The sequence below is a fragment of the Acinetobacter sp. RUH 2624 genome (assembly GCF_000162375.2).
Lineage (GTDB): Bacteria > Pseudomonadota > Gammaproteobacteria > Pseudomonadales > Moraxellaceae > Acinetobacter > Acinetobacter nosocomialis.
Genome location: NZ_KI391939.1, coordinates 1,145,151 through 1,167,369 on the forward strand (window position 1 = coordinate 1,145,151; position 22,219 = coordinate 1,167,369).

Annotated in this window: 17 protein-coding genes and 1 pseudogene; 9 read left to right on the forward strand and 9 right to left on the reverse strand. The window is 37.5% G+C overall.

Annotated elements, in window-relative coordinates; all coding sequences use genetic code 11:
• Positions 1–604: 604 nt before the first annotated feature.
• From adeC to adeA, 3 genes are all read right to left on the reverse strand, one after another.
• Positions 605–2,002: a multidrug efflux RND transporter AdeABC outer membrane channel subunit AdeC gene (gene adeC, locus HMPREF0014_RS12070; RefSeq protein WP_004887206.1), complete on the reverse strand. Its 1,398-nt coding sequence runs from the start codon at positions 2,000–2,002 to the stop codon at positions 605–607.
• A 79-nt stretch (positions 2,003–2,081) separates the two neighbouring features.
• On the reverse strand, positions 2,082–5,192 hold the full coding sequence (adeB, locus tag HMPREF0014_RS12075; protein WP_004887205.1) for a multidrug efflux RND transporter permease subunit AdeB: 3,111 nt from the start codon (positions 5,190–5,192) through the stop codon (positions 2,082–2,084).
• Complete coding sequence (adeA, locus tag HMPREF0014_RS12080; RefSeq protein WP_004887204.1) at positions 5,189–6,379, reverse strand: multidrug efflux RND transporter periplasmic adaptor subunit AdeA; 1,191 nt, start codon at positions 6,377–6,379, stop codon at positions 5,189–5,191. The genes adeB and adeA overlap by 4 nt, the downstream gene beginning before the upstream one ends.
• 145 nt (positions 6,380–6,524) lie before the next feature.
• Between adeA and adeR the strand changes: the two genes are divergently transcribed.
• On the forward strand, positions 6,525–7,268 hold the full coding sequence (adeR, locus tag HMPREF0014_RS12085) for an efflux system response regulator transcription factor AdeR (protein ID WP_004887203.1): 744 nt from the start codon (positions 6,525–6,527) through the stop codon (positions 7,266–7,268).
• 31 nt (positions 7,269–7,299) lie between these two features.
• Positions 7,300–8,367: a two-component sensor histidine kinase AdeS gene (adeS, locus tag HMPREF0014_RS12090; RefSeq protein ID WP_004887202.1), complete on the forward strand. Its 1,068-nt coding sequence runs from the start codon at positions 7,300–7,302 to the stop codon at positions 8,365–8,367.
• 17 nt (positions 8,368–8,384) lie between these two features.
• Here the strand turns inward: adeS and HMPREF0014_RS12095 are convergent, their stop codons facing one another.
• Complete coding sequence (locus HMPREF0014_RS12095) at positions 8,385–8,795, reverse strand: hypothetical protein (protein WP_006580906.1); 411 nt, start codon at positions 8,793–8,795, stop codon at positions 8,385–8,387.
• Between the two features lie 204 nt (positions 8,796–8,999).
• On the opposite strand from HMPREF0014_RS12095, the gene HMPREF0014_RS12100 reads away from it, so the two are divergent.
• From HMPREF0014_RS12100 to HMPREF0014_RS12110, 3 genes and pseudogenes are all read left to right on the forward strand, one after another.
• Positions 9,000–9,644 carry a TetR/AcrR family transcriptional regulator gene (locus tag HMPREF0014_RS12100; RefSeq protein WP_004708743.1) on the forward strand — a complete coding sequence of 215 codons (645 nt, stop codon included), beginning with the start codon at positions 9,000–9,002 and terminating at the stop codon, positions 9,642–9,644.
• Positions 9,645–9,785: 141 nt separating this feature from the next.
• Positions 9,786–11,419: pseudogene (locus tag HMPREF0014_RS12105) on the forward strand (MFS transporter).
• A gap of 13 nt (positions 11,420–11,432) precedes the next feature.
• Complete coding sequence (locus tag HMPREF0014_RS12110) at positions 11,433–12,512, forward strand: HlyD family secretion protein (RefSeq protein ID WP_004887196.1); 1,080 nt, start codon at positions 11,433–11,435, stop codon at positions 12,510–12,512.
• A gap of 50 nt (positions 12,513–12,562) precedes the next feature.
• Here HMPREF0014_RS12110 and HMPREF0014_RS12115 read toward each other — a convergent pair whose 3' ends face one another.
• Positions 12,563–13,462 carry a LysR family transcriptional regulator gene (locus tag HMPREF0014_RS12115; protein ID WP_004887193.1) on the reverse strand — a complete coding sequence of 300 codons (900 nt, stop codon included), beginning with the start codon at positions 13,460–13,462 and terminating at the stop codon, positions 12,563–12,565.
• A 109-nt stretch (positions 13,463–13,571) separates the two neighbouring features.
• On the opposite strand from HMPREF0014_RS12115, the gene HMPREF0014_RS12120 reads away from it, so the two are divergent.
• The 3 genes from HMPREF0014_RS12120 to HMPREF0014_RS12130 all read left to right on the forward strand — a co-directional run bounded on the left by HMPREF0014_RS12120 (position 13,572) and on the right by HMPREF0014_RS12130 (position 16,405).
• Positions 13,572–14,495 carry an alpha/beta hydrolase gene (locus HMPREF0014_RS12120; protein WP_004887191.1) on the forward strand — a complete coding sequence of 308 codons (924 nt, stop codon included), beginning with the start codon at positions 13,572–13,574 and terminating at the stop codon, positions 14,493–14,495.
• Between the two features lie 88 nt (positions 14,496–14,583).
• Positions 14,584–15,342 (forward strand): SDR family NAD(P)-dependent oxidoreductase, encoded by a 759-nt coding sequence (locus HMPREF0014_RS12125; RefSeq protein WP_004887188.1) that lies wholly within the window; start codon positions 14,584–14,586, stop codon positions 15,340–15,342.
• Positions 15,343–15,364: 22 nt separating this feature from the next.
• Positions 15,365–16,405, forward strand: a complete 1,041-nt coding sequence (locus HMPREF0014_RS12130) for an NAD(P)-dependent alcohol dehydrogenase (protein WP_004887186.1) — start codon at positions 15,365–15,367, stop codon at positions 16,403–16,405.
• A 179-nt stretch (positions 16,406–16,584) separates the two neighbouring features.
• Here the strand turns inward: HMPREF0014_RS12130 and HMPREF0014_RS12135 are convergent, their stop codons facing one another.
• A complete protein-coding gene (locus HMPREF0014_RS12135; protein WP_004887184.1) occupies positions 16,585–17,103 on the reverse strand; it encodes a GNAT family N-acetyltransferase in 519 nt (172 codons plus the stop codon).
• A 186-nt stretch (positions 17,104–17,289) separates the two neighbouring features.
• Here HMPREF0014_RS12135 and HMPREF0014_RS12140 point away from each other — a divergent pair, with 186 nt between their 5' ends.
• Positions 17,290–19,230, forward strand: a complete 1,941-nt coding sequence (locus tag HMPREF0014_RS12140; protein ID WP_004887182.1) for an ATP-binding protein — start codon at positions 17,290–17,292, stop codon at positions 19,228–19,230.
• A 69-nt stretch (positions 19,231–19,299) separates the two neighbouring features.
• On the opposite strand, the gene HMPREF0014_RS12145 is transcribed toward HMPREF0014_RS12140, so the two are convergent.
• The 3 genes from HMPREF0014_RS12145 to HMPREF0014_RS12155 all read right to left on the reverse strand — a co-directional run bounded on the left by HMPREF0014_RS12145 (position 19,300) and on the right by HMPREF0014_RS12155 (position 22,212).
• Positions 19,300–19,848 (reverse strand): TetR/AcrR family transcriptional regulator, encoded by a 549-nt coding sequence (locus HMPREF0014_RS12145; protein WP_004887179.1) that lies wholly within the window; start codon positions 19,846–19,848, stop codon positions 19,300–19,302.
• A gap of 727 nt (positions 19,849–20,575) precedes the next feature.
• Positions 20,576–20,884, reverse strand: coding sequence for a helix-turn-helix domain-containing protein (locus HMPREF0014_RS12150; RefSeq protein ID WP_004887177.1), 309 nt, complete (start codon positions 20,882–20,884; stop codon positions 20,576–20,578).
• Positions 20,881–22,212: a HipA domain-containing protein gene (locus HMPREF0014_RS12155; protein ID WP_004887176.1), complete on the reverse strand. Its 1,332-nt coding sequence runs from the start codon at positions 22,210–22,212 to the stop codon at positions 20,881–20,883. Before HMPREF0014_RS12155 ends, HMPREF0014_RS12150 begins: the two co-directional genes overlap by 4 nt.
• Between the last annotated feature and the right edge of the window lie 7 nt (positions 22,213–22,219).

Below are 22,219 nucleotides of genomic sequence, written 5' to 3' on the forward strand. Positions count from 1 at the left end.
TATATTATGTTAAATAGAATATCTGAAAACCTACCATATATATGACTCTGGCTACTCTACATTACTGCTACGCCGTTTATTCTTTACTACAGTAAATTTTTAGCTTGGTATCTGTTGCTCAAGCAACTTACCAAGCCGTGCCACTCTTAAAGACTTAAACTGGCTAACCCTATTTCTAATCTTAGCCAAAATAGTTCTGGCAGCTTTCTACAAAATGTAATTACACTTTTATATTTACCCTAGTGAGCCGAGCTACCTTACTAAATTCTAAATTTACGAGCCGTATTATGGCTACTGGCTGCTATACAAATTTCTTTTTCTAAATCACCTTTTAGTCTCAAAATTCTTAGCCTGCCCACGCTAAAGCTTAAAATACTAAATCTTTGTACTACATTGAAATTTAATAATAAATTTTTAAAAATCTCTTTACACGCCTGGAAAAACTGATATAGTACGTGTGTACAGCTATTGCTTAAATTTAACCTAATAGTTCATATGAACTTAAGCGCTGAATATATGATGTCATAGCAAAATTTAATCATCTAAAGTAAAAATAAGCTGATCAGGAATCTCTATATCAGCTTATTTTTTAGACCACAACTAGTTAGCTTTTAGATATTCCTCCTCCTAAAGCTTTATATATTTCGATTTGGTTATTGAATTTCATCTGTTCAAGCGCAAGTAAGCCTTGTTGTGCTGCATAGGCAGAACGCTGCGCATCTAAAACCGTAAAATAGCTATCAACGCCTGCTCTATAACGTGCCATGGAGAGTTTATAGGTTGCATCAGTCGCAGAGACTAAGCGACGTTGTGCATCTAACCTTTCTCCGATATGTGCATGCGTAGCCAAAGCATCATTGACTTCACGGAATGCCGATTGAATAGCTTTTTCATATTTAGCCAATGCAATTTTCTGGTCAGTTTCTGCAATTTTAATATTAGCTTTTCGTGTTCCCCAATCAAAAATTGGTAGATCAACACTAGGTCCAATCGACCATGCAAAATTGCCTGTTTTAAATAAATCTTTCAGTTCAGACGATGCATAACCCGTCGAACCTGTCAGGCTGATGGTCGGGAACATGCGTGCCTTGGCAGCACCAATATTCGCTCCGGCAGCACGTAACTCATATTCGGCAGCTTTAAGATCTGGACGATGATTTAATAAATCACTTGGTAAACCGGCTGCAAAGGTTTTCTCAAAGGTAATATTTTGAATTGTATGATCAGGAAGTAAATTTTGCGGAACAGGATGACCTGCTAGCAAATCCAGTAAATTTTTTGCCTGTTGAATCTGAGTCTTATACGTGGCCACATCATTTCGTGCTGTTTCAACCGAAATTTGTGCCTGTTTTAACGGAACTTCACTATCAATACCAACTTCAAAACGCTTTTTATTAAGATGATAAGAATCGAGTTGTGTTTTTAGAGTCTGCTCTGCAAGATTTAAATTAGCTTGAGCAAAAGCATAGTTTAACCAAGCTTGCGTGACATTGCTGATTAAACTAATTTGAACTGCTTCTTTAGCACTTTGTGTTGCTAGATAATTATTTAATGCCGCATCTTTTAAATTTTGCACACGTCCCCAAAAGTCTAGTTCATATGCGGTCATTCCTAAACCAACCTGAAATGTAGAAGCTGGGTTATTAGGATTAATAGACGGATCAACTTGTCTTGCTGCACCTCCCATTACACCAATGGTGGGTAACTGGCTATTTTTTGTGATTTGGTATTCTTGCTGTACACGTTCAATATTGAATGTGGCAGTACGTAAATCACGGTTGTTATTTAAAGTTATTTCAATAACCTGTGCTAATTTCGGATTAGAAATAAACTCTTTATAACTTTGTTCAGCAATCGTTTTTCCAGAAGTATTTTGAGAAAAGTTGTGTGGAATATGAGATGTAATTGCAGGTTGTGGAGCTTGCATATTGACACATGCAACGAGTGCAATTGAGAGTGTAGAAATAACGAGTCCACGAGATACAGTTGCCGATTTCGACATAGTATTCTCCAAATAACAAAATGAGTTGAGTAGCTGTGTAGATCAGAGGAAATTTAGTATTCCCTCTGATGCATTGAATTTAGGAAGAGATTTTTTTCTTAGAGGAAAATAGCTTTTCTACTGCACCCAGAATGAAGATAAAGAATACGGGAACAAAGAAAATAGCCAGAATGGTTGCTGAAATCATGCCGCCAAAAACTCCTGTACCCAAAGCATGTTGAGTTTCCGAACTTGCACCAGAAGCAATCACCAAAGGAATTACACCACAGGTAAACGCAAGAGAAGTCATCAAAATTGGACGTAATCGAAGTTTAGCTGCTGCAACAGTGGCTTCAATCAAACTCATGCCTTCTTCTTTCAGCATTTTTGCAAATTCAACAATCAAAATTGCATTTTTTGCCGATAAACCAATAATGGTAATGAGTCCAATTTTGAAGAACACATCATTCATTAAGCCTCTAGACATAATGGCAATAATTGCGCCGAAAATACCGAGTGGCACAACCAGCATCACAGAAAGTGGAATTGCCCAGCTCTCATAGAGTGCAGCCAATACAAGGAAAACAACTAACATGGATAAACCAAGTAAAAAGGCCATTTGAGATTCAGACTGTTTTTCCTGTAAAGAAATACCCGTCCATTCATAACCAATACCTTTCGGTAATTTCGCAATCAATTGTTCCATTTCACGCATTGCCTCACCCGATGAAGTATCGAAGTTCGGAATACCGGCAATACTCAAAGATGGACGTCCGTTGTAACGGTTATATTGTTGCGGTGCTTTATTCCATTGTGGCGTCACAACTTCAGATAAAGATACTAATTGACCGCTTGAACCCATGACTTTCAGATTCAATATATCTTTCAATTGCATACGTGATTTGGCCTCAACTTGTACAATGACTTGTTGCATGCGTCCTTGATTAGGAAAGTCATTGATATACATTGAACCCATTGATGTAGAAATGATGTCTGAAACATCAGAAAACTTAACACCAAGTGCACTCAGCTTTTCACGGTCAATTTTTAAAGAAATATTGTCACCTTGTGGCAACCCCTCATTCCAAACCATATAGAACTTTTTATTCTTGGCTGCCATTGCCATAAGTTCATCTTGAGCAGCCAATAAAGCTGGCATACCTAAGTTAGCACGGTCTTGTAAACGTAAACTGAAACCAGAAAAAGTACCTAACTCATCAATAGCAGGTGGCAATACAGCCATGGTCTCACCTTCCGTACTATTTGCCATCGAGGTATTCACGGCGTTCGTCATTTCTGATGCCGTACCAGTTCGTTCTTTAAAGTCTTTAAGGGTAGTAAAAGCCACCGCTACGTTTTGTCCTGCACCACTAAAGCCCCAACCTAAAATAGTGGTATTACTTTTTACATCGGGGTTATCTTTCAAATTATATTCAAATTGATTGACTACATTTCGGGTACGTTCCGTAGTTGCATCTGAAGGTAATTGAAATGAAGTCATGAACCAGCCCTGATCTTCCTCTGGCATAAATGCAGTTGGCCAATATTTCATTCCGGCAAAGGTAATACCGGTAATCACTAAAAAGATCACCATCATTGGCACAGTATGTTTGATGATTTTAAGCAGCATCAACTCATACTTTTTAGTGACTTTATCGAAGCTGCGGTCAAACCATGCAAAGAAGCCTTTCTTCTGATGATGCCCATCAATTGGTTTTAGAATCGTAGCGCAAAGTGCCGGTGTTAAAATGAGTGCCAATAGCGCTGAAAATAAAATAGACACCGACATGGTCAAGGTAAACTGTTTATAGATAACCCCTACAGAACCACTCGCAAATGCCATTGGTAAAAATACTGCTGCCAATACCAGTGTAATACCAATAATCGGGCTGGTAATCTCTTTCATTGCTTTAGATGTTGCTTCTTTAGGATTTAATCCCTCAGTCGCCATAATCCTTTCTACGTTTTCAACCACGACAATCGCATCGTCGACAATAATCCCGATGGCAAGCACCATACCGAACATGGTGAGTACGTTAATTGAAAAACCGGCAAGTAGCATTACGGTAAAAGTACCGAGTAAGGCAATAGGTGCCACAATTGCTGGAATAAGCGTATAGCGGACATTGTGCAAAAATAAATACATCACAATGAAAACCAGAACCATGGCTTCAAGTAATGTATGAATTACTTTCTCAATTGAAATTTTAACAAACGGCGCGGTGTCGTAAGGAATACTAAACTCCATGCCTTCTGGTAAATTTAACTTTAGCTCTTCAATTTTTGCTCGAACACCTTCGGCAGTTTTCACGGCATTCGCACCGGGACTTAACTGAATTGCTGCCGCAGTCGCAGGTTTACCATTTTCCAAAATAGCAAAGTTGTAGGCTTGGGAACCGATTTCAACATTTGCAACATCAGATAACTTGATAACGCTACCGTTAGTTTTACTTTTTAAACTGATATTTTTAAATTGCTCGACACTAGACAATTGCCCTTGTGCAGACAGTGGAATAGTAATGAGTTGCCCTTTCTCAGCGGGTAAATCACCAAGTCGACCGGGTGCAATTTCGACGTTGTTTTCTCGAATTGCATTATTCACATCACTAATTGATAAACCGTAAGAAACTAACTTATTTGGGTCGACCCAAATACGCATAGCTTTCTCGGCACCAAAAGATTGAACCTTCCCTACACCTTCGACACGTTTTAGCTCTTCTACAACATTACGAACAAGGTAATCACTTAAATCAACTTCGGAATATTGATTATTTGGAGAGTTAATCCCGACCAGCATTAAAAATCCGGACGATGAAGCTTCCACCTGTAAACCTTGCTGACGCACAATCTGCGGTAAACGAGCTTCTACAGCCTTGATTTTATTTTGAACGTCGACCTGAGCCATCTCGACATCCGTGCCCGGTTTAAACGTAGCAGTAATCTCTGCTGTACCGGAGGTATCTGTTGTCGCACTATAGTAGAGTAGATTTTTTACACCCGATAATTCGCGCTCAATTAAGGTGACGACACTATCGTTAATAGTTTTAGCTGTAGCACCCGGATAAACCGCACTAATATTTACTTGTGGCGGAGCTACACTTGGAAAGCGCGCGATTGGTAATTTAGGAATACTTAGCAATCCAAATATAATAATAAAGATCGCGATAACCCATGCAAAAACAGGACGACGAATAAAAAATTGTGACATCATGATTGAGCTCCTTCAGTTGTAGAAGCTTTCTTTTCTATACTTGGAGCGTCATTTACAACGGCTGGTGCTTTCCATACAGCCATTGCCAATTTTTGATTTGGCTTAATGCGTTCAATGCCTTCAACAACAACTTTATCGCCAATTTTCAAGCCTTTGTTGGCAATGTAATATTGCTCATATTGTTGTCCAATTTCGATAGGACGAATTTCCGCTGTGCCTTTAGCGTTAATAACATATACCTGCGGCTCACCATTAATATTACGTTGGATCGCTTGTGCCGGAACCAATAACGCTTGAGGAATAGAAGCACGGTCAATATTGACGCGCACATACATGCCAGGAAGTAATTTTCGTTCAGTATTATTTACCTCTATACGGAACGTAACATCGCCCGTTTCAGGATCAACATTAATATCTTCAAATAATATCTTTGCTGTTACGTTATAAGGCTGCCCATGACTGTTAGTAATACGAACGGTTTTGTCACTATTTGCTGATAGCTCACCGCTTTGCAAAGCAGCTTGTAAACGCTCATATTCACTAATTGATTGCTTTACATCAACATAGACTTTATCAATTTGCTGGATGGTTGCCATGGTATTGGTATCACCTTGACCAACCAATGCACCTTCAGTAACAAAAGATTGTCCAATCCGGCCGGAAATAGGCGCTCGAACTGTTGCATATTGCAGATTCAAGTTTTGTCGAGTCAATACTGCTTTCATTTGAGCGACATCAGCTAAAGCTTGACGATATTGAGCTTGGGCATTACTTACTTCTTGCTTACTAATTGCATTACTTGGTAAGAGCTGCTCATAACGTTCTAGCTGAACTTTGAGCCTCGCAACCTCTGCTTCAGCCTTATTTAACGAAGCCCGATTACTATTTACATCTGCCTCAAAAGTTTCTGAATTAATTTTATATAAAGCTTGCCCTGCTCTAACTTCACTACCCTGTTTAAATAAAACCTTTTCAATGATGCCTCCCACTTGTGGACGGATCTCAGCCGTACGGAACGCATGTACCCGTGCAGGAAGATTTTCACTAAAGTTTACCGATTGCGGTTGAATACTTAATACACTGACTTTAGCCGGCGGTGGCTCAGGTTGAGTTGCTTCTTTTGAATCACACCCCTGTAATATAAGCCCAATAGATAAAAATAAAGGAAGTAAAAGATGCTTTTGCATACTGTCCGAACCTAGGGAGTTTTTTGATGGTCGTATTATTTTTGATGAGTGTGTAGGGATAATCGCTAAAGTGTGGAGGAAGTGTGGAGAAACACGGATAATTTAGCGTATGATGGATTGAAGCGCTTTAATAGATAGATTTTCTATGTTCGATCATTCTTTTTCTTTTGATTGCCAAGATAAAGTTATTCTTGTGGTAGAAGACGACTACGATATTGGCGACATTATTGAAAATTATTTAAGACGTGAAGGAATGAGTGTGATTCGTGCCATGAATGGAAAACAGGCCATTGAATTGCACGCTAGCCAACCTATTGATTTAATTTTACTTGATATTAAATTACCCGAGCTAAATGGCTGGGAAGTGCTAAATAAAATACGTCAAAAAGCTCAAACTCCCGTGATTATGCTAACGGCGCTCGATCAAGATATTGATAAGGTGATGGCACTACGCATAGGTGCAGATGACTTTGTGGTTAAGCCATTTAACCCAAATGAAGTGGTCGCTAGAGTTCAGGCAGTATTAAGAAGAACTCAATTTGCAAATAAAGCTTCTAATAAAAATAAGATCTATAAAAATATTGAAATTGATACTGACACTCATAGTGTTTATATACACTCTGAGAATAAGAAAATCTTGCTTAATTTAACGCTGACCGAATATAAAATTATTTCCTTCATGATTGACCAACCACATAAAGTCTTTACACGTGGTGAACTCATGAATCATTGTATGAATGATAGCGATGCCCTAGAACGAACCGTAGATAGCCATGTCAGTAAACTGAGAAAAAAATTAGAAGAACAAGGAATCCTTCAAATGTTCATTAATGTACGTGGCGTGGGATATAGACTGGATAATCCACTAGCTGTGAAAGATGATGTCTAAATAATATAAAAATATAGCTAGAGAATATGTTATGAAATATAAGTTAGGAATTAGCAAACAGCTTTTTATCGCATTAAGTATCGTTAACTTAAGTGTTACCCTATTTTCTATTTTAATGGGGTATCTGGTTTATAATTATGCGCTTGAAAAAGGCTGGATTACTTTAAGCTCAATTCAAGAAGACTGGACAAGCTTCCACCTCGTAGATTGGATCTGGTTATGTACTGTAATCTTCTGTGGCAGTATGATTTCCTTAGTGATCGGTATGCATCTTGCGAAGCGTTTCATTATACCGATTAATTTCTTAGCAGAAGCAGCCAAAAAAATTAGTCAAGGCGATCTCTCTGCTAGAGCTTATGACAATCGAGTTCATTCTGCTGAAATGTCAGAACTTTTATATAACTTTAATAATATGGCTCAAAAGCTAGAAGTTTCTGTTAAAAATGCGCAAGTTTGGAATGCTGCCATAGCCCATGAGCTAAGAACTCCCATAACCATTTTACAAGGTCGATTACAGGGAATTATTGATGGTGTTTTTAAACCTGATGAAGTTCTTTTTAAAAGCCTTTTAAACCAAGTTGAAGGATTATCACACTTAGTCGAAGACCTACGGACTTTAAGTTTGGTCGAAAACCAGCAACTCAGATTAAATTATGAATTGTTTGACTTTAAGTCGGTACTTGAAAAGGTTCTCAATGCATTTGAAGATCGCTTGCAACAAGCGAAGCTAGTGCCAGAACTAGATCTGACAACGACTCCTGTTTTTAGTGACCGCCGTCGTATAGAGCAAGTTTTAATTGCTTTAATTGACAATGCTATTCGTTATTCAAATGCAGGTAAACTTAAAATTTCTTCAGTAGTTGATTCACAAAACTGGACATTGAAAATTGAAGATGAAGGCCCGGGAATTGCAACCGAATTCCGAGATGATTTGTTTAAACCTTTTTTTAGATTAGAAGAATCAAGAAATAAAGAGTTTGGTGGTACAGGCTTAGGACTTGCTGTTGTACACGCAATTATTGTGGCAATGAAAGGTACTATTGAATACAGTAGTCAGGGTCCAAAAAGTATTTTTACCATAAAAATTTCTATGGGTTAGCGAGAAAAACCTTAGCGTTACAACTCTTCACTCTCATTTATTTTTCTACGAATTTCTTCTCGCCACTTTGTGGCGTTTTCCTGTTGTTTGTTTAAGAGTACACCTAACACATAAGCTGTGACTGCTGCCCCAATTAAGGCAATGCCGGTTTCATAAATAATATCTATCACAAACTCGAGCACGCCTTCAGACAAAAAATCTAATGTGCCAGAAAATTTGAAGAATTTCGCTATAGCGACCACCACAATTCCTAAAAAAGCACCCGTCCACAAAAATACTTTATGAATGTTTATAGGTGCTGTGACTTGATCAATTTGATCGGGATATTTTCGATAGTATTCAACCTCGTCTTCGGTTACTTCCGATGAGGACTTAAATAGTAATTTAATAAACAACTTATCTTGATCAAGTTTTGTATTTTTCTTCATAGATGCGATGTGTAATAAGTCTTTTAACATTTAATGTTATACATTTTTTTCTTTATTAAGTAAGAGGTTTCGTGTTCTGTAGCAGTTTAAAAAAACTTCGGTTTGCATAAGCCAAACACCATTAAGCGCTATAAATTTATAAAATTGACTTAATATTCATTTTTAAATACAATAAAAATGAATAAATAATCACTTTTATTAACTATGACTGAGCCTCAGCTTGTAAAACGTAAACGTAGCCCTAGCCTCGAAAAAACACAAGCAACCAAAGAAGCTATTCTTCAAGCTGCACGTATCCATTTTGCAGAGGTGGGTTTTGCTAAAGCCAAAGTTAGCGATATTGCAAAGAAAGCAAACATTGCCAATGGTACGATTTATTCTTATTTCAAAACCAAAGAAGAACTTTTTGAAGGTGTGATTGAAGATATCTTACAACAAGATCTTCGTTTAATTCGGGCTACAGATTTACAGGAAAATCAAACTGTTTATTCTTTTTTGCTAGAACATCTAGATAAAATTGTGGGTACTGTTGAAAAATCTGGCCGAGATGGCATTTCACGATTGGTCTTAAAAGAAGGTGAAAATTTTCCAAATATTAAGGAAATTTACTTTCGACGCATCCTTTCCCCATATTTGGTTGAATTTGAAAAATTAATCCAAATTGCTATAGATCGCAAAGAAATTGCGCCTGTAAATACAAAAGAGTTTTCTCTATTACTCATTGCACCCACATGGATGGGTGTCTTATATAACGGCATGCTACAAAATATTGAGACAATCAATATCAATAATCTTTTCCGTACAAATTTATATGCGCTATTTCATACAAATTTTCATAAGCTCGAATAAGCCTAGAAATATGCTCATTTCTTAAGAACGAAGCGTACCCAGCTCTCGTTCTTTTTTACGTTCTCACTTATCTAAACGATTGCATTTTAAATGCGTCGGTAGATTTTTACGCCTTAAATTTGTGAAGCAGAGGCTTCAGTTATGCAAAGAACGCCAAAATATTTAGAGCCTATGCCTAACTGGACGGAGACAGAACGTCCAGCATTGATTGGCTCACCTGCCTCAATTGAGCATCCGAATCACCTGAGAGTGGCTTACTTGTTTATTGGTGTATTTATCGCACTCTCGGCAAGTCTAGGAAATGGTTTAATTATTTCCAATGCTTTGCTCTTTCAAGGTGAATTTGGCCTTACCCCAAGTGAAGCAGCTTGGCTACCTGCAGCTTTCGTTATTGGAAACACTGCTGCAAATTTATATGTCATTAAAATTAGGCAACAGTTTGGACTTCGTTTATTTGCTGAAATCAGTTTAGTTTTATGCTGTATCTGTATTGGTTTACATTTACTTGTAAATAGCTATGAAATGGCTTTAGCGGTTCGATTTTTTGCAGGTATTGTCGCAGCTCCTCTGACTTCGATGAGCGCACACTATGTTATTCAGTCTTTTAAAAAACCGTCAGCACTGAAAGGTATTTATGTCATTTTAGGCCTACAACAGTTTGGTTTACCTTTGGCATGGATGATTTCACCCGGCATTACCCACGGTGAAGGATGGACAGATTTAGCCTATTTTGAACTTGGACTTTATCTATGCTGTTTAGCAATGGTGGTCAGCCTCAAATTACCGCGTAGTATCCGAGCTGCCGTATTAGAAAAAGCCGATATTTTTCCCCTTCTTTTTATCTTTCCTGCCATAGCTTTATTCAGTGCAGTACTTGTTCAAGGCCCTATTGTTTGGTGGTTTAACAACACTTGGATTGCTTATGCCCTTGCTTTGGGCTTTGTCCTCTTAGTCATTGGTCTTGTGATTGAACATCATCGCCAACATCCGCTCATCGTGACCCAATGGCTTGTCATGAAATCGACGCTTACGTTTATGATCGGTGCCTTTTCAATTCGCATTCTCATGTCAGAACAAAACTATGCGGTCGGACATTTTTTACAAGCGATGGGCTTATTACCCGAACAATTAGTAGGACTCTACGGCATGATTGGGCTGGGTGTTCTCGTTGGAAGCGTTGCAAGTATCTTAACGTTTAAACAACACCTATTAATGCAGCAATTACTGGTTGCAGAACTGCTTATTCTGATCGGTTGCGGTTTAGATCTTGGCCTCACGCATGATATTCGACTTATAATCTCTACCTTTCGCAGTTTTTGATTGGCTGCGCAGGCGGTATTTTTATGGGACCACTCGTATTGATTGGCTACTTCCGTGTACTACAACACAGCCAATGGAGTGTGGTGACTTTTGCGGTGTTATTGGGAATTACTCAAAACTTAGGTGGGTTAATCGGTACGTCTTTCTTTTCAACCTACCAGCAACATCAAACTCGTCTACATCAAAATGCGATCTACACAAATCTAGATACAACCAATGCTACGGTAGAGTCTCGGCTTCAGATATATAGCAATCAGGCTCGACAAAACAGTACCGATCCCAATTTTCAGCAGAATTATGCACAAAAATCTTTAAATCAAGTTGTTACCCGTGAAGCTCAAGTTCTCGCATTTAATGACGTAATCAAAATCAATGCGCTACTGGCAACCCTCGTATTTATCTTTGGCGTGACTTCATTGTTATGGACGCGTTATAGCGCACGCAAACAAGCATGAGTGAGTAATTAAAATGGCTGAACAAGCACAAACACTGGGTTCTTCAGCTCAGTTTAGTTCCAAATTAATTAAACCGAAGCAATCGACCCTTATTATTATGGCAATTGTACTACTGGTCGGAGTACTGTTTATTTTCAGGGCATGGCACTTACCGCCATTTGCTCTAAACAGTGAACAAACCGATAACAGCTATATTAAAGGTCAAACCACGATTTTATCCTCACAAATCAATGGTTATGTAAAACGTGTTTTAGTGAAAGATTTTGATCATGTCAAAAAAGGTCAACCGCTCCTGATTATTGATGCTCAAACCTATGATCAAAAAGTAGTTCAGGCACAATCAATGGTTGAACAAGCAAAAAATAATTTGGCCAATCAACAACAGACTATTGCACAGCGTCAGGCCGATATTGCCTCAGCGCAAGCAAAAGTGGATCAGATTCAAGCTGAATATGATCTTTCTGTGGCTGAGTCAAAACGTTATTCACAATTAGGAAGCTCTGGTGCTGCCTCACAATCCGAACAAGATAAAGCTTTTGCCAATGAAAGAAATAATTTGGCACTTCTTAAACAAGCTTTAGCAAATTTGTCGGTTGCAAAGGAGGCTTTAAAAACGGCGCAAGTGGCTAAAGTCGGTTTACAGGCTGAGGTTAATAATGCCCAAGCTCAACTGGATCAGGCAAAAACAACTAAAAATTATAGTGTGATTTATGCACCTATGGATGGACAGTTGGGTGAAGTCAATCCACGTGTTGGACAATATGTATCAGTGGGTTCTCAATTGCTTTTTTTAATTCCCCAAAAGACTTGGGTGATTGCCAATTTTAAAGAAACCCAAATGAAAAACATGCGTATTGGCCAAAAAGCTACTTTTACGGTCGATGCGTTGGGCCATCAAAAATTCACAGGTCATGTAGAAGAAATTTCACCTGCTGCCGGCTCTGAATTTAGTGTTATTAAACCGGATAATGCGACAGGAAACTTTACCAAGGTGGTACAGCGCATTGCGGTGCGAATTGCGATTGATCCAAATCAAAAAGATTTAAATCGCTTAAGTCCGGGAATGTCCGTGATTACCACAGTAATGAATTAATACTTATTATTTCAAATAAGTGCGCTTAAGAAGATCAATCTGATTAAGCGCTATACCTTATTAAAATTTTCTTTTAATGCATTGATTAAGATATTTAATAAAGGCGCTTGCTCACGTCTATGCGGATAATACAGGTGATACGGTTCATAGCTATGTCGCCAGTCCTTTAGCGTTTCTTTCAGTTCACCACTTTCAATATAAGGCTGAACCATATCAATAGGTAGATAAGCGATGCCTACTCCACTTCTTACTGCTTGAAGCACGGGAGATAAGGTTGTGAAAACAATTTTAGCGTTAACGTTAACACTCTGCGTTTTATTTCCTTTGGTAAATTGCCAACGATAGAGTTCACCATGTGTGGGTAACCTTAAATTGATACATTGATGTTCAACTAAATCTTTTGGCTGCTTAGGATGACCATAACGTTCTAAATATTCTTTGGTAGCCACTGTCAGCATTTGTATAGGTTCACTAATTTGTAAAGCGATCATGTCTTTAGAAACCAAACCGCCTCTTCGAAGCCCTGCATCAAAACGACCATCTACAATATCGACCAGACCATAATCAGAGGTAATTTCGACTGAGATTTTTCGAAATTGTTGTATAACTTTTTCAACGGCGGGCCATAAAACAGTCTGGATGCCATATTCATCGGCACTAATACGTAATGTTCCTGCCGGATCATTTTTTAAAGCACTGAGCTGATTCATGCCATGTTCTATTTCTTCGATGGCAGGTTGAATCAAGCTAAGCAGATATTCACCTGCTTCTGTCGGTGCGACACTTCTGGTAGTTCTTGATAATAGCTTTATACCAATTCGGTCCTCTAAATTACGGAGCGTTTGGCTAATGGCTGATTGTGAAGTTCTAAGTTTTGCAGCCGCACGAGTGAAGCTTCGCTCCTGTGCAACCACAATAAATGTATGCAAATCATTCAGATTTTCTTTCATTATTTATAAGTATTCAATATAAGTGCTATCTCATTATAGTGGATTATCATAATGAATCACTAGGGGTATATTGGTTTCATCGAGATAGTTCTTCTCTTGGAGAAAAATGATGAAAACTGTAACTTTTAAAAATAAAGATATTGATGTTTCTGCAACCATACGTTTTCCAAAAGATTTTGATGAAAACAAAAAATATGCAGCGATTGTATGCGCCCACCCAATTAGTAGCTGTAAAGAACAAACTGCCGGCGCAATCTATGGTGAAAAACTTACTGAAGCTGGGTTTATTACTTTAGCATTTGATGCATCGTATCAAGGTGCTAGCGGTGGCGAACCACGTTTCCTTGAAGACCCTGCAACACGTGTAGAAGATTTCCGCTGTGCAGCCGACTATTTAACAACGCTTGCTTATGTCGATGAAAACCGTATTGGTGTATTAGGCGTATGTGGTGGTGGCGGTTATGCTGTTAATGCTGCTATGACTGAACGCCGTTTTAAAGCAGTCGCAACTGTGGTTGCAGCAAACTATGGTCGTTTAATGCGTGAAGGCGACCAAACACCTGAAGCTGCCATTAAAACTTTAGAAGCCATTGCAGCACAGCGTACTGCGGAAGCTCGTGGTGCCGAACCATTTATTACCCAGTACATTCCAAACTCACAACAAGAGCGTGAACAAGCTGGCATTCATGATATTGATATTAAAGAAGCTGTAGATTACTACAAAACCCCGCGCGGTCAGGCAGAAGGTTCACCAAATAAACTTCGCTTTTCAGGTTTAGCGGCTGCTGTTGGGTTTGATGCGTTTCATTTGGCAGATCACCTACTCACCCAACCCTTACAAATTGTGATTGGTGGAGTTCCGGGAGGCTTCGGTTCATATCGTGACGGTTATGAGCTATATAGCAAAGCGGCTTCTAAAGATAAAAACCTCTTTGTGGTTAAAGATGCAAGTCATTATGACTTATATGATCAACCTGAACCTGTTGCTCAAGCCTTAGAAAAAATTATTCCATTTTTTCAAAAACATCTTTAATTCATAAATTGGAAAGTTTCTCAAGCAGGGAAACTTTCCACTCCCTTCACCTCGTGTTTCACCCTCTCTTTATAAGCTGAATATATCTATGAAAACTGTTCTTATCACTGGTGCCAGCTCGGGTATCGGTAAAGCGCTGAGCTATAAATTTGCGGCTGAAGGTTTTAATTTAATTATTGTTGCCCGCCGCATTGAGGCACTTGAGCAAATCAAACAAGATATTGAATCGAAATATCCTGCCATTAAAGTACATATTGAAACTGCCGACTTAAGTAAAGATGGCAGTGCAAAACAACTTTATGAAAAGTTAAATTCTTTCCAGATTGATGTCCTCATTAACAATGCTGGCTTTGGTGATTATGGCTTTCCATGGGATGTTAACCTAGAGAAAGCCAACGATATGATCAACCTGAATATTAAGGCTTTGACGGATTTATCTTTGCTGTATGTAAAAGATTATGCAGACAAAGATTCAACCTTAATCAATACCGCTTCAATTGGTGGATACGCCCAATTTGATATTGCAGTCACCTACTGCGCCACCAAGTTTTATGTTGCCTCGTTTACCGAAGGTCTAGCTTTAGCTATGCAGTCTCAAGGCAAAAAAATGCGAGTTAAAGTCTTGGCACCGGGTGCAACGGCAACCGAATTTGTAGGCCAAGCTTCTGTTAATGGCGGCATAGATGGCGACCACCTATTTAGTCCAGAAGCATTTATTAGCGCTGAACAATTAGCGGATTATGCCTACCAACTGTATCAAAGCGACAAAGTGGTTGGCATTGTCAATGAGCAAAATGGCTTCGATCTCAAAGATCTTATTTACCCTCGAGTAGTTCTTGGCTCATAAATTCAAAAGTTGAGATTTAAAGATGAAAACTTATGGCTATGCTGCTGTAGAGCAAGGCACGTCCCTTGTGCCTTTCACATTTGAACGTCGCGAATCAAATGGCGATGACGTGACAATCGAGATTTTATATTCAGGCGTCTGCCACTCAGATTTACATATGGCAAAAAACGACTGGGGACGCGCGGTCTACCCGTTGGTTCCCGGTCATGAAATTGTTGGCAAAGTAATTGCCATTGGTCGAGATGTGACCAAGTTCAAAATTGGTGATCATGTCGCCGTGGGAACTTTTATTGATAGTTGTATGGCGTGCGATCAATGTCAAAAAGGTGAAGAGCACATGTGCCGTGAAATCCTGACCGAAACCTATAATGGTCAGGATCGTGTCACAGGTGAAAATACCTATGGTGGATACGCCAAACATATTGTCGTGAAGGAGCATTTTGTTTTAAGCATTCCGGACCGTTTAGATATTTCGCGTGCAGCACCTTTACTATGTGCAGGCATTACTACCTATTCTCCTCTACGTACTTGGAATGTTGGCCCCGGTACTCGTGTAGGTATTATCGGGCTTGGTGGTTTGGGTCATATGGCAGTAAAACTTGCTGTAGGCCTAGGTGCAGATGTCACGGTACTTAGCCGTTCAAAAAATAAAGAAGCGGATGCTTTGCAATTGGGTGCCCATCATTTGTTAGATACTTCAGATGAGGCTGCCATGCAACAAGCATTGAATGGCTTTGATGTGATTTTGGATACAGTGCCGGTAAAACATGATATTAACCCTTATATTCCATTATTAGATATTGATGGAACTTTTGTAGTGGTTGGGCAATTAGGGTTACTTGAAGAGCCGTTTACCGTTCCAATGATTATGGGCCGCCGTCGAATTGCAGGCTCTATGATTGGCGGTATCGCTGAAACTCAGGAAATGTTGAATTTCTGCGCCCGTCAAAATATTTTACCTGACTGTGAAATGATTCGTATGGATCAAATTAATGAGGCATTTGAGCGCCTAGAACGTTCTGACGTGCGGTATCGTTTTGTCATTGATATGAGCACTTTATAAACTCAGATAGTTTCTGACTAAATTTTCTAGTTGAGAGTTGTTTCCTTTCTAAAATCAGCGCAAAAGATTGAAGATAATACCCCTCTCAGCTAGAAATTTTTAACTGAATATTTATTTGAAAAGACTTTGAATATAAAAATTAAGTGATCAATGAGTTGCTCTATAGATACTTATAGCAACTAAACAAGCTGCTTATAATAAATGGCTGTGCCGTCATAGTTCCCGTTTGAGCTTAATGCGAAACTTGGAATTACACCTACACGAACAAATCCAATTTTGCTATATAAAAGTTCGGACACATCGCCTTCACGTGTATCTAAAACAAGTAATCGCAAGCCCTTTTCTCGTGCAAAATTTTCTAGTTCATTCATTAGTAATGTTGCTATCCCTTGTTTTCTTGTAGATGTGAGCACCATGAGTTTTTCAACTTCGGCTCTATGAACGCCGTTCTTTTTACTTACTAAGGATAATTGGACACTACCTACGATTTTTCCTTGTTGAATGGCAATCCATAGACGGCTACTACCTTGTGCTAATTTATGGTTGACCTCACCCCAATAATTTAAAACATCGTCCTTTTCTACGGGAGCTAAGAAACCGATTGAAGCTCCGCTATTAATAGAATCTTCTAACAGTAGCGATAAGCCTTCTTCATAATCGCCAATTTCATTTATTTCTAAAATTTCAATATTTTTCATATTTCTTCTCAAAGTTATTTGAAAAAAATTTATTAGGATGGTTCGCAATCCTTAATTAGATTTAGCATGTGTAGAAAAGACAACTTTCAATTAAGCAATTTTCTCATCATTGTTAATATTTTCATAGTTTTATATACTAAATTTATATGATTAATTAACTTAGCCTATAAATTTCAGAGTTTTCAAATGAACAAAAAATTATACTATTGGGGGCATGATTTAGATCAATATTCTTCTGACAATGTGGAAGACTATGGCGAAATTATTGAAATAAAGCGTCTAAATTTTTTTATCGGTAAAAATAATTCTGGAAAAAGCCGTTTTCTTAGAAATTTATTTATTTCCGATTATCCTAGCAATTTTTTTAGACATATTGAAATTTTAAAAAATATCAAAAGATTGAAAAATTTTATGTTAATTAACGATTTTTCTCAACATCGTGAAAAATTAATAGAAATGAAAGGATATTATGATGCTTTTTTCACAAACTCTAAAATAGGTAATTTCAACCAACTTATATATTATATTTCAAAAATAGATCAAATGTTTTCCAGATTACCAACGAATTATCGCTCGGAAGCCAATTATCAAGATATTAATTTTAGTCAAGATGATATAGAAAAGATAAATGATCTTTTTCAAGATAAATTTTATATCCCTACTTTAAGAGGTATGCGACCTGTAACAGATATAAATAATAAACAACCTTATCTGGAACGTGCCCAAAAGGATTACTTTCAAGATAAGTCTAGGTTTAATGCTGAAAATATAATTACCGGTGAATGTTTATACTATGAATTAAAAATTCACTTACTTGGTAAACCTGAACAACGTGAACTTATCAAAAAATATGAAGAAAAATTGAGTCAATATTTTTTTGATAATGATGTAGTTACATTAATTCCGATGTTTGGTAAAGATGAGAATGGAAATGAAAATGACGTAGTCCATATTAAAATTGGTGATGAAGAACAATTTCCAATTTATAAATTAGGAGATGGTTTACAACAAGCTATCATTATGACCTATGAGGCTTTTATTAAAAAAGATAAGACTCATGCTTTTTTTATAGAAGAACCTGAACTACACATGCACGCAGGAATGGTGCGTCAGTTAATGAATTTCTACTTAAATGAAACACAGCATTACTATTTTTTTACCACACATTCTAACCACTTGTTAGATATGGTAGATGAATCAGATCAAGTCACAATTCAAAAAATTATCAAAGTATTAGATGATGATAAGACGTTTTCTTTCAAAATTTATAATTGTGACAAAGACCATGAATTATTAACATCTTTAGGAGTTCGCCCCTCATCTGTTTATCTAGCTAATTGTACAATTTGGGTTGAAGGCGTTACTGACAGAATGTATTTATCTAAATTAATGGATAAATATTTAAAGGAAATCGAATTTTCAAAACCTGAAAAGTATAAAAAATACAAAAGCTTTATGCCTAACTTCCATTATACTTTTATTGAATATGCTGGTGGAAACATAACACATTGGAGTTTTATTGATGATTATCCATCAAAAGAAGAGGCACTAAAATTTCTTGAAAATAGCAAAGGCCTGACTGCCAAAGCTATTTCTAAAAATATATTATTATTAGCGGACGGGGATAATGAAGGAAAAGCAAAAAGATTACAAGAATGGGAATCTGAATTAAAACCAGAGAATGTTTATATTCTACCTTGTAAAGAAATAGAAAATACATTGGATTCATCGATAATTCATAAGGCATGTTTGATAAAGTTTCAAGGAATAAATAAAACAAAGGATCAAATCACATTAAACGATGAAACCATTATCAATCTAAATCATAGAGGATTTACTAAAGATACTTCTAATTTTGATATCGATCAATTGAATTCTTCTACTAATTTTATAAGTAGTGAAGGTATCGGAAAAATTATTGATGAGATTATTATCAAAGATAAGAACTTATTACTTCAATCAAATCCACCTCGCTTATTTTCAGATGCTTCTGGTACAATTGATGACAAAGTCAGTTTTTGTGAAATATGCAAAATTTTAATGACTTACGAAGATTGGGTGCTTACCGAACCTGCAAAAGAACTTTGCGAAAAGATCTTTAAACATATTGAAGCCTGCAATACTTAATTTCTTCTCAGAAAAGCACCTAAACTTACATTTTTAAAAGGGTATTATAAAATAGCTATAATAATACCCTCACCCCATCCCCCTCAAAAACACCTCCAACCCCCTTTCATCAACTTCATCTGAGCTTAAACGCTGAATGACAGCGCCTTCGATCATATATAAAAATAGTTTGGCATCGGTAAAAGAAGCATCGGGGTTAAGTGCTCTAAGCTGGCTATATATTTCGTTGGTGAGCCATGTTCTATATCTCACGGCGGTTGTATAGGCGTTTGGGTAGTTATTTTTCGTTTCAAAAATGGCTTTAAATAATAGGTAATACAGCCCGTCTATGTCTGCGTGTAAGTTATAGAGCTTTTTGAGTTTATCGGCTGCGCTTGTGTCGTGGTCGTATTCGAGCATAGTGACTACTTTTTCTTGAAGTCGTTCTTTTTGCACCATCAGGCAGATTTCAATAAAGCGTTCTTTAGATTGAAAGTAGTTATAAAACGTCATTTTTGGTATTTCTGACTCTTTCACAAGTCTGTCGACACCCACGATATGAAACCCGTTGTAATGGAACAGCTCAATTGATTTATTGACGACTTTTAATGCACGTGTTGGGAGAACTAAATTTGGCATATTTTTACCGTTATAAATTAAATTTTTTGTTGTATATAAATGAGATATAAAAGCCTTCCACTTTTCTAAAGGTGAAAAAAAGGCGTAGCAAAGCCGTAAAGACTGTGCCTAGCACATCTCAAGTTTTAGTTGTTGATGAAAGTTTTAAGTAATAACGAGTTAAAGCCTGAAAAAGCCTTACGGCGACCAAGCTGTGTTAAATGTTTTAAGCTGTGTTGTTATAGCTTTTGGCAATGGGTGCCAAGAAATGATGGATGCGCAAAGCTAACTCCTTATATATGGAGTTCTGCCAAAGCATAAGATTTATGGTGGCAGAACGAAAGAGGGTTAGCAGACTAGTCACTCAACTAGCACACCCGTAGGTGTCCCTCTCCCGTCCTACCGCTACGGGAAAGAGACGAGAGGTACACATAGAACTATCCCTCAGAAGGAATAAATTCTGATGCGGAGTGAACGGTCTGCTAAAACCGTCTGGCGATGTAGGCCAGCCCGCAAATGGTAATCTCCAATATTTGAAGTGTCAATGTGAAATTGGCTAGAAAATATTTAAATAATTATTATTTTTCATTTAATTACATAATTAAGGATATTCTTAAGTAATATTTACAATCTGCTTTTATATCATTAAGTTAAATTTTAAAGTTGAAAAAATTTATATATTAGATTGGTTCAAAAATTATCATTTTAGTGTTCACAAGCGTTCCCTTGTGAACATTTAAATAGTTTCTTACTCGTTTGGCTTTATAATTTTGCTAACAATATGTTCATGCGTAGGTACAAGCCCTGCTTTTAAACCAAGTGGTTTAAACACTTTATCTAACACAGACTGAGTGAGTTTACCTTTATCCTGCTCAATGTCCGTTAAAGTCCGACGGCTTATACCCACCAAATTAGCATATTGTTCTTGCGACAAACCCAACACATTTTTGCGTAAATACGATAGCAATTGCCCCAAAGTAATCTCACTCAACAAATATTGTTTATATAAATCTATAAGAATCTGCTGACGGTCTTTGGTTTGATTTTTTACATTCATAGCAGTTCCCATCTTTTCAATTTAGCTTCTATGTAATCAAATGACAGCGCTGGCATTTCAATAATTTGTTTTGGTACACCTTTATCAACTAATCGTTGCTTTAAGCCAAGCAGGTTATTCGCCAAAGTCCTTAATGTTGCTAGAGATAAATCGGGATCGCACCAAGGAGCAAGTTTTTGTGTAATTTGCGCCCAACGGTATTCACCACCTTCCTCGTACGGACTTCCCCAAGTCGTCGACCTGGTCACAACTTCCGGATCGGCTTTCATAGGTGCAAAGTCATAAATAGGCGAAAGATAAATTTTTCCAGATTTTTTTAGAAATGATGTATTACGCCCATGGTTATCTGAGTTACCAAAAATGATATTGAGTAAATCTCGTTGTAACCACTCACAAATAAATTGTGGTACATCAAAATCTGAATCAATACTTGTGAGTAATCTACATAGATCTTCAATCACTTCAAAATGATTAAGATGACTGCCAGAAGACTTATTTAGTACCGAATACACAGACTCTAGACCATAGCGGTGCCAATATTGATCACACCATTCTGTATCGAATCTTGGAAGCCACAATGACGGATATTTTGTACCTTCAATGAGCTGCATTTGAGTCGTCTCTATCGTATTGAAACCTAACTCATTGAGTATTTGATAGTAATAATATTCAGCTCTGAGAATATCGCAATCAATCTCGCTACGTTTATTTCGCGGAAATTTAACTAAATAATGCTGATCTGGCTGATCAAATTTTTCTTGGTAGGTGTCAATCCAGACTTTTTGTTCTGGTGAAACACGAATAAGCAACTTGGGAGCTTCACCGCCTGCACCAGTTGCACCACCACTAATTGCTCCCATTTGTTGAGCATATTCCAGAAAATCAATATTACGCTCAGCCACATCTTCCTTACTAAAATAACGTAAGTGCAAGGTTGACTCTGGGTTTAGTGGAGGCAATGCTTCTTTAATTCGTAAATTACCAACAGGTGCCATCCCACCTTTTTCTAATAGAATACTTTCTTGTTCCGCATAGGTTAAGCGTTGTAAATCTAGATAATTCACCCAATAACGGCGTGCAGCGCCAGATGGAACAATATCATCTAAAAAGCCAAACCATGTGTCCGATTCGTGTTTGATAAGAATTTGTACAGGAAGTGATAAACTACAGGCGTGCTCATCTCGTCTGTCTAAATATTGAATTGCATAATCCAATTCATATTCTAGTTCACTGGCGCTAGCCGAACCCAACTTAGGTTTCAGCAGTTTTAGTTCTGCTATATCTATCCAGTTTTTATTTAGTAAAGCCTGTATTGTTAATTTTTTCATTCGTGTA

Coding starts and splice junctions, on each gene's coding strand:
- adeC (WP_004887206.1), bottom strand. CDS start 2,002: ATGTCGAAATCGGCAACTGTATCTCGTGGACTCGTTATTTCTACACTC.
- adeB (WP_004887205.1), bottom strand. CDS start 5,192: ATGATGTCACAATTTTTTATTCGTCGTCCTGTTTTTGCATGGGTTATC.
- adeA (WP_004887204.1), bottom strand. CDS start 6,379: ATGCAAAAGCATCTTTTACTTCCTTTATTTTTATCTATTGGGCTTATA.
- adeR (WP_004887203.1), top strand. CDS start 6,525: ATGTTCGATCATTCTTTTTCTTTTGATTGCCAAGATAAAGTTATTCTT.
- adeS (WP_004887202.1), top strand. CDS start 7,300: ATGAAATATAAGTTAGGAATTAGCAAACAGCTTTTTATCGCATTAAGT.
- HMPREF0014_RS12095 (WP_006580906.1), bottom strand. CDS start 8,795: ATGAAGAAAAATACAAAACTTGATCAAGATAAGTTGTTTATTAAATTA.
- HMPREF0014_RS12100 (WP_004708743.1), top strand. CDS start 9,000: ATGACTGAGCCTCAGCTTGTAAAACGTAAACGTAGCCCTAGCCTCGAA.
- HMPREF0014_RS12110 (WP_004887196.1), top strand. CDS start 11,433: ATGGCTGAACAAGCACAAACACTGGGTTCTTCAGCTCAGTTTAGTTCC.
- HMPREF0014_RS12115 (WP_004887193.1), bottom strand. CDS start 13,462: ATGAAAGAAAATCTGAATGATTTGCATACATTTATTGTGGTTGCACAG.
- HMPREF0014_RS12120 (WP_004887191.1), top strand. CDS start 13,572: ATGAAAACTGTAACTTTTAAAAATAAAGATATTGATGTTTCTGCAACC.
- HMPREF0014_RS12125 (WP_004887188.1), top strand. CDS start 14,584: ATGAAAACTGTTCTTATCACTGGTGCCAGCTCGGGTATCGGTAAAGCG.
- HMPREF0014_RS12130 (WP_004887186.1), top strand. CDS start 15,365: ATGAAAACTTATGGCTATGCTGCTGTAGAGCAAGGCACGTCCCTTGTG.
- HMPREF0014_RS12135 (WP_004887184.1), bottom strand. CDS start 17,103: ATGAAAAATATTGAAATTTTAGAAATAAATGAAATTGGCGATTATGAA.
- HMPREF0014_RS12140 (WP_004887182.1), top strand. CDS start 17,290: ATGAACAAAAAATTATACTATTGGGGGCATGATTTAGATCAATATTCT.
- HMPREF0014_RS12145 (WP_004887179.1), bottom strand. CDS start 19,848: ATGCCAAATTTAGTTCTCCCAACACGTGCATTAAAAGTCGTCAATAAA.
- HMPREF0014_RS12150 (WP_004887177.1), bottom strand. CDS start 20,884: ATGAATGTAAAAAATCAAACCAAAGACCGTCAGCAGATTCTTATAGAT.
- HMPREF0014_RS12155 (WP_004887176.1), bottom strand. CDS start 22,212: ATGAAAAAATTAACAATACAGGCTTTACTAAATAAAAACTGGATAGAT.